The sequence below is a fragment of the Pontibacter ummariensis genome (assembly GCF_900188175.1).
In the GTDB taxonomy this organism is placed as follows: Bacteria; Bacteroidota; Bacteroidia; order Cytophagales; family Hymenobacteraceae; genus Pontibacter; species Pontibacter ummariensis.
The window spans coordinates 1-8229 of record NZ_FZOQ01000054.1; the positions used below are offsets into that span (position 1 = coordinate 1).

4 protein-coding genes are annotated in these 8229 nt (G+C 45.7%); all 4 read right to left on the bottom strand.

Annotation, left to right across the window (positions count from 1 at the left end; translation table 11 throughout):
* Nucleotides 1–1520 (bottom strand): FG-GAP repeat domain-containing protein (locus CHB92_RS25105; RefSeq protein ID WP_144266399.1); only part of this gene is annotated, 1520 nt, incomplete at its 3' end.
* A 91-nt stretch (nucleotides 1521–1611) separates the two neighbouring features.
* Nucleotides 1612–3468, bottom strand: a complete 1857-nt coding sequence (locus tag CHB92_RS25110; protein ID WP_089321991.1) for a RagB/SusD family nutrient uptake outer membrane protein — start codon at nucleotides 3466–3468, stop codon at nucleotides 1612–1614.
* 11 nt (nucleotides 3469–3479) lie between these two features.
* Nucleotides 3480–6659 (bottom strand): SusC/RagA family TonB-linked outer membrane protein, encoded by a 3180-nt coding sequence (locus CHB92_RS25115; RefSeq protein ID WP_089321992.1) that lies wholly within the window; start codon nucleotides 6657–6659, stop codon nucleotides 3480–3482.
* Between the two features lie 1052 nt (nucleotides 6660–7711).
* Complete coding sequence (locus CHB92_RS25120; protein WP_089321993.1) at nucleotides 7712–7966, bottom strand: hypothetical protein; 255 nt, start codon at nucleotides 7964–7966, stop codon at nucleotides 7712–7714.
* Nucleotides 7967–8229 lie beyond the last annotated feature (263 nt).

The window sequence follows — 8229 nt, forward strand, 5'->3', positions numbered from 1 at the left end:
ACCACCAGGTCCAGGTCTCCGTCGTTGTCCAGGTCGGCGTACGCGGCCCCGTTGCTGTTGGAGGGGACATCCATGCCCCAGGCTTTCTGTTGGTTACTGAAAGAAAGGTCGCCGTTGTTCCTGTAAATGTAGTTGGTCACGTTCGATGAGGGGATCTTGTTAACTAGCTCTAGCACATGTGCTCGCTCCATTCTCCCCCCCTTTTGCTGCACAAAGTCACCCATGTACTTAATAAAGTCCATGTTTGTATAGTCCCGCAGGTAGCCGTTGCTCACGTACAAGTCTTTCCAGCCATCGTTGTCAAAGTCGGCAAACAAAGGTGCCCAGCTCCAGTCGGTATTTGAGATTCCTGCCAGCTGCCCTACCTCGCTGAAAGTACCATCCCCGTTGTTCACGTGCAACATGTTGCGCATGTACTGGTAATGAAAGCCAGATTTAAGAGAAAGGTTAAACTTTTCATAATTATCGGGCGAGAATAACAGCTTCTGCCGTCTGTTCTCTTCAGGCAGCATGTCCAGCGTGTACACATCCAGCAAGCCATCATTATTAATGTCGGCCACATCACTGCCCATGGAGAAGTGTGAAACGTGGCCCATACTCGTCTTAAGTTGATCCGTAAAAGTTCCGTTTTGGTTATTAATGTACAGATAATCTGGAATGTCATAATCATTAGAGACGTAAATATCTAACCAGCCATCCCCATTGATATCGGCTACCCCGGCCCCTAACCCATATGATAAGGCAGAAGAATGAATACCTGCTTTTATAGTTATGTCCTGGAAGTACCCATCATCATTCCTATAAAGTCGTGCCCCACGTTGAGCATCTTCCTTTTGGAGTATCTCCGCAGTTATAAACTCATCCAGTACAGGTAAGGACTCCGGGCTGTGATTCAAAAGAAACATATCCAGGTCACTGTCCCTATCTAAATCAAAGAACACAGCTTGGGTACTGTTAGAGGAATTAGCCAAGCCATATTTTGCCGCTTGTTCAGAAAACACAGGTTTCCCACCGGCATCTAATCCATGATTGATAAATAACTGGTTTTCTCGCTTCTCTGGGCGCAGTTTACCGGAGTAGCAAACATAAATATCCAGAAGTTTGTCACCGTTTACGTCGGCCATAGTGACACCAGTAGTCCAAGGTCCTTCTCGCCCGGCAACGCCGGCGCTGGCTGTTATATCCTCAAACTGCATGTGCCCTTTGTTCAGATACAGGCGGTTAGAGGTCATATTACCCGTGAAGTAAATATCCTGCAATCCGTCACCGTTTACGTCTCCAATAGCTATACCGCCTCCGTTGTAGAAATACTCATACATCAAGACATTCGTGTTCAACCCTTCAGTAAGGCTATTAGTAAAACTCACACCAGTCTTACTGGCAGGAAGCAACGTAAAGAGAGGGTCCGCAGCAACAACGGGAGCTGTATCCTGGCCTTTCTCCGCCATAGGAGACTTTTCCTGGCAGGTTGAGAAAAGCAAAAGGGTGACGAAAGACAGAGAGAATCTAAGCTTGCTCATGAATGGAAGCGATATAAACAACTTGGTAAAAATAGAAATCTATGCCAGTACAACTCGACTGGCATAGATTTCAAACTAGAGATAACAGTGTTTAATAGCCCGGATTCTGAACTAACTTATCATTCCGGTTCATTTCATCCCGATGAATTGGCAAGTAAAACATTTTATCGTCCCAAGCCCTGTTCTCAACCCCTTTCCCGAGCTCTATAGGATTATAGGTATAATTGTAATTCTCTCGGCTATACTGATAAAGCGTTACTGTCTTGCCTGGCTTCAGCGTACCTTTGATATCAATAATCCTAGGTTGACGCCCAAACTTCTCGTCGGCGATCATCCAACGCCGCACATCATGGTAGCGTTGCTCCTCGTAGGCCATCTCTACCCTACGTTCGTTGCGGTACCGCTGCATCAGGGCTTCGCCTCCTTCGGTAACTGCTGGCATCCCCACCCGGAAGCGGACTTTATTCAGCCACTCCTGAGCTTCGGCATCCTCTCCTAACTCAATACTAGCTTCCACATAATTGAGAACCGCCTCTGTGTAGCGGAAGAAAGCCCAAGGAACTTGTTGCCACATGTTCATATCCACGAAGTTCGGGTTTGGATCGACAAACCTTCTCATATAATAACCTGTGCGAGTTCCGTTCCAGTCTTCTATAGAGCTTTGGCGAGTATCAAGGCCAAAATGCGTTGTTTTTTGGCCATCGCTGCCAATTATCTCATATTGGCCTGTCTGAATCTGATTGGCGGGATCTGTGGTAGTGAACCGAGGCTTCCAGTTCGCTCCGTCGTAAAGTACAGTCGCGGCTAATCTTGGATCACGGTTATCGTAAGGCGCTGCTCTATGATCAGGATTATCCCAGCTAAACTTGCTGCCATCCATCATCTCATAGTCATCCACCAAATCTTGAAGAGGAGTATTACCTGCCCAGTTGCGATATCCGTTAGGCCCGTTAAACAAGCCAACCCGCCCCCCGTTCTCGTTCTTTGACTGAATAAAATAACGGCCGAAAATCATCTCCCTTTCAGCACCACCCCGGTATAAGGACATATCCATGTAGTTTGCCGTACCCTGCTCCGGGGCAACAGGTTCTGTCAGGTGTAACTCATATCCATAGCCGCCTAAGTCCAACACCTCTTTTGCTGCAGCCTGGGCTTTTCGCCAGCGTTCCATCTGGTTGCCACTCACGTATCCTATTAATTCTGGTTTAGAATAGCCCGCAATGACACTTGACTTCGCACTGGCAGTAGGGATATCATGAAGGTCACTGGCAGCGTAAAGCAAAACACGAGATTTGAGTGCCAGTGCAGCAGCTTTAGAGCTACGCCCTTTAGCCATAGACTTACCATCCAGTAATTGAGCGGCCTCGTCTGCATCCTTTACAATAAAGTTAACAGTCTCCTCAAAGGTGTTGCGTGGCATCGTATAATCATCTTCTCCAAGCTTGTACGACTTCTCAACGAGTGGAACACCACCGTAATACCGGAGTAACTGGTGATACAGATAAGCACGCATAAAAAGCGCTTCCCCTTTTAATCTTGCCGCCATTGCGGGGTTATCAAACTTGGGGGTTTCTAGGTTTTCTATGGCCAAGTTAGCTGCTCTTATTTTGCTGTACATGTTTTGCCAGCTTAGCGTACCATTTATCCAACCTGGATCGGCAGGGTTTGAACGCGCTTCCGTGATCGTATTAATACCCCGACCAGGATGGGTAAAGACAGACTCATCCGTAAGTGAAGCTAACATCTGTTCATCAAAGCCTCCATTACCTAAAGCAGTGTAGAGGTCGGTTACAAAAGCTTCAGCAAGGGCAGCATCTGTCCAAACAACATCACCGGGAATACTTGTTAAGGGTTGAGTATCTAAGAAGTCATCATTACAGCCGGTAGCGAGCACCATAGCCGTGATAATACCCAAGGACAAAGACTTTATTCTATTTATTCTTTTCATTTTCGATTCACTTAAAATGTTGCTGTTACACCTGCGTTAAGGACTCTCGACTGTGGATAATACTGGCCGTTCGAGTTAACATTTTCAGGGTCATACACCTTCAATTTATCCCAGGTAGCAAGGTTCAGGGCATTTACATACACCCGCAAAACATCTAAACCTACTTTTTTGCCGATAACGTTTGGTAGCGTATAGCCTAATTCAATGTTCTTTAATCGAACGTAATCGGTGCTTCTCATCCAATAAGTATTGCCACTAGAGAAGTACTGGTTGCCACGATCAGAAATGCGCGGGTGCTCTGAACTAGGGTTTTCTACGGTCCAACGGTTCACATAAATGTCCTCCAAGAAATTACCGATACTACCCATTTCCCAAGTAGCGAGCGTCATGACTGCCCCCGCAGATCCTTGGAATAACACGCTGAAGTCGAAATTCTTATAATTAACATTCGCGTTTAAACCACCCTGGAAAGTAGGGATATCATTTCTTGGATCTCTTGTTCTATCATCCGGAGTTATTTTACCATCAGGAACACCATTCGGGCCAGACACATCTTTATATTTCATGTCGCCAGGGCGTAGTGTACCTACAATTGCGCTATAGTCAATAGGGTTGGCGTCAATATCGGCCTGGCTTACGAACACCCCATCGTATACATAGCGTAGTCCCGTACCCATCGGCATGCCAGTAGACCTTTGATGGGCAGGGGCACCAGGGGCCTCATCCCAGAAAAGGATTTCGTTTTTAGCATACCCCCCATTCACATTGATCCTGAACAGAACATCCCCAATCTGGTTATTATAGCCTATCAAAGCATCCCAGCCACGGTTTGCAACCTCACCTATATTTTCACGAGGCAAGCTAATTCCGGTGGTCTGTGGTATCGAGGCGTTCCGGAACCATAGAATATTTGTCCGCTTGTTATAGAACACATCAAACTCGAAGTTGATCTTTCCCTGCAGCAATTGGCCGTCCACGCCCACGTTAGCATTGGTGGCCACCTCCCAGGTAATGTTAGGATTCGGCACCCTGTTCTCTCGAAGTGTTGATACTTCTTGCCCACCAATAATGTAGGTTCCAAAAACGTTGGTAGAAAGGTAGTTGTACTGGTTCCCTTCTGGCCCCAGGTTGTCATTACCCATTTGCCCCCATGAACCACGAAGTTTCAAATAATTGATAAAGGAAACTTTGTTCTTAAAAAAGTCTTCCTCGGAGATTTGCCACGCGGCCAGCACGCCCGGGAAAAAGCCGTAGCGGGTCTCCTGCGGAAAGATGTCGGAGGCATCGTAGCGCCACAGGAACTCAGCCATATACTTCTCTCTATAGTTGTAAGCAAAGCGGCCAAAGTGGCTAAGGCGTGCTCTTTCCGAGGCATCTCCCCCGTTATTACGCTCCAGATTTCCACCAACAGCTATTTGATCAATGGCAGGTGAAATAAAATATCTGCGGTATGCCGTAAACCGGTCCCAATCAATCGTTTCTCGGTTGGTACCTGCCAAAACAGTTACTGCGTGGTCCCCGAACTTACGTTCGTAGGTCAGGATGCCACCTAATAAGATGTTTAGCTGTTCCTCATCCGCTAAGTTAAGATTAGGGTCGGCAGGTCCTCTTCGCCCAGACGTAAGTAAAGGAGTAGTGCCATCTGCTTCGTAAGAAGTCTTGTCCCAAGAGTATAAATACCACGGAATTTGCCATCTTTTCTGGCGGCGGGTCATTTTATCGATAGCAGCTGTTCCTGTAAATTTTAGCCCTTCTATCCATGGGTTAGTGATTTCCACTGATCCGTTTGTTTGTAAATAAGTACGGTTATCACGGTCGTATCCGGTTTCATTCGTGGTGATAACAACCGGGTTCTCCCCATTCTCGATATCTGGCCCTGGCCTTCCATCAGGCCAGCGGGCAGGTGAGGTAGGAAGGCCCCGCATCTGCATCCTGAAGATAGAACCAGCACTTACCGTTGGGAAAAAGCGGTTCTCCTGGCGCGCAAGCATGCCGACAGTTGTCTTTATATACTGGCTGATAGTCGCATCCAGGTTTACCCGCAAGTCATACTGCTTGTAACCAGTAGCAGAATTTCTGTAGAAAGCGTCTTGGTTGATGTACCCTAGAGAGGTTAAGAACTTGATGTTGTCATTTCCTCCGGTCAACTGCAGGTTATGCTGGGACTGCGGTGACCATGGCTTTAGTGTAGCATCGTACCAGTCGGTGTTAGGGTGCGTCCATGGACTGGACCCGTCTCTGAACTTCTGGAAATCTTCAGGGCCGTAATGTGCATTTACTGTAGATCCGTCAGGCAAGGTAAAGCTCCCCGTTTGGCGGAATGCCTCAGTGGCTTGTCCCCATAAATGCACTGGTACACGGTTGTAAATTTCCAGGTCATTTCGCATCTCAGCAAACTGAACATTACTTGCCAGCGCAGGAATAACAGTAGGCTGAGCAAAGCCTTGGTTAAAAGAGTAAGACAATTTCGGCTTTCCTGCTGTGCCTCGCTTTGTGGTAACCAAGATAACCCCATTTGCCGCCCGCGATCCGTAAATAGCTGCGGAGGCATCTTTGAGAACCGAAATGCTTTCAATGTCCGCTGGGTTCAGGCGCTCAATGCCACCTGCCCGAGCCGGCACACCATCAATTACAACCAGTGCACCATTTTCTCCCAAAGTGTTAGACCCCCTGATCCTAATAACGGACTGGTCGTAACCTGGCTCACCACTTCTGTTTACAGCAACAACACCAGGCATTCGGCCAGCAATGGAGTTGGTAATATTAACAGCTGGCGATTTTTGAAGATCTCCTCCTTTAACTGCGGCAACAGAACCGGTTACAGTCTCCTTCTTCTGTGTACCATACCCTACAACCACTACTTCCTCCAGTGCTTTTGCGTCTGTGCTAAGCTGAACATTGATGGTAGAGCGATTGTCTATAGGAACTTCTTGTGTCTGAAAGCCAATAAATGAAAAGACAAGTGTACCACTTCCGTTTGGCACATTGAGAGAGTAATTGCCTTCAACACCAGTTGGAGCAGCTGTTGTCGTCCCTTTCAACAGCACTGTTACACCAGGAAGACCTATTCCTTTAGAATCTGTTACTTTACCTTGCACTACAATTCCTTGTGCAAAGGCCGAGGCGGCAGATAAGCAAATTAGAGAGAGCAAGAGTAAATACTTAAGCTCTTTGAGTAAAAAGTATCTCATAGACTATCTGGTTAAGAGGTTATAAATCAATTAAAGTTTAAACTCTTGATTCTCTTGCTCTATATGCTTTCTGTTTACATTCCACTCCAAAACTGAAGCACGCAAACAAACACGACAACCCTCTGCCTTCCAACTTCCATAAAAAAACTAATTGCCTTTTGGAAGGTTCTTCTAAAGTTTAGGACGAAGCACACAATTCTGTAAATCATCCTTCTGTCCTATACAGATTAGGAGGCTGTAATAAAAACAATACGATTAGCGTCCCAATACCACTTTACAACCTATAAAGTAGGTTTGCAGCAGAAAGCATTGGATTATTTAAGTAGCTAGGACCGATTTTAAACAATCAGGCCAAACCGCTCTACAAGCGGTTATACCAAATAACCTGTTATAATTAAATTAATCGTTCTTCTAGCTTATTTAGCTATGAGATTTCCTTTTATCAGGAATAAATAATGCCTTAATTTTCAAAATCAAGGATAAAATTTGGAACATAGTTCTTGAACTACTTTATGTGTCAGAACTATAGTGAAAAAGAAGAAATGCGTTGTAGTGTCCTTTAGCTCTGTTCTAATTCCAGATATTAGCCTAAATATAAAACGGATAAATCTAAAACAAAAAAAAATCACTTAAAAAGTGACTAAGCACTCATAGTGTTATAGTGAAATTTAAATCCTGAACGAAAAAAACAGAAGGAAGTTTTTAAAATTAGTACTTCCAAGTCATTCATCAGCTGAAGTATTTGGAGACAAACAGCTAAAACACCTAATGGTGTTGTTCTAGGATTTACAAATCGGAACTTGTGCGGCGAGAGTCAGTCGAACTTTCAGCTTTAGAAGAGCACCTCTAAGAAGAGTCGTCACCTATTACTGCTCCCCTCCTTACAGCTCTTTTAGCTAGGCTACACCTAAACTACAAGAGCTGCTTATTCCGTAGATTAAGCAGCTCTTGCCTTGTCAAACTAAGGTATAGTAACTCTTTTACTGTTCGTCCCCTATCTCTTGTTGGAAGTCAGGAAAACTTCTTACCCGGAGAAATCCTTAGTGTTTCCTTTACGACTTACGGTTCTGGGTGTCTTTCTTGTCGACTTTACCTGTCGTGTTAGGGCCTCTTCTGGTCTCCTCATCCCGGTTTTCGTCCGGTCTAAAAACACCGCCAGTACCTACATTCGTGGGAGTGCTCGCGTTCATAGAAGAAGTAGGGCTGTCTCTCAGTTCTTCTGCCTCTCTGTTATAAGTAGCATCTGTTTTGGCTGTACTATGCTTCCCTTGATTCTGATTTGTCTTCTTATTCTTATCTCTTTCCATATACTTCTCTTTTAAGTGGTCACAATGCCTTCATAAAGGCTTACCTTTAATCTTACGGGGGCTAAGGCCATCGGTTGAGGGGGTTTAGAGCTAGAAGTAGCTCTGAGGAAGACCTGTGCCGGCCGGTCGGCTAGGCAGGTTTTACGCCAAGCAGGTTCTTTTTCGCCTCGGCTGTACACATCTGGGCTCCTCCCTTTTTATAGCGGCACTGTTTCTTAGGCCTTGCAGTAACAAACAGACAGTTACTGTCTTTTAGATGCGCC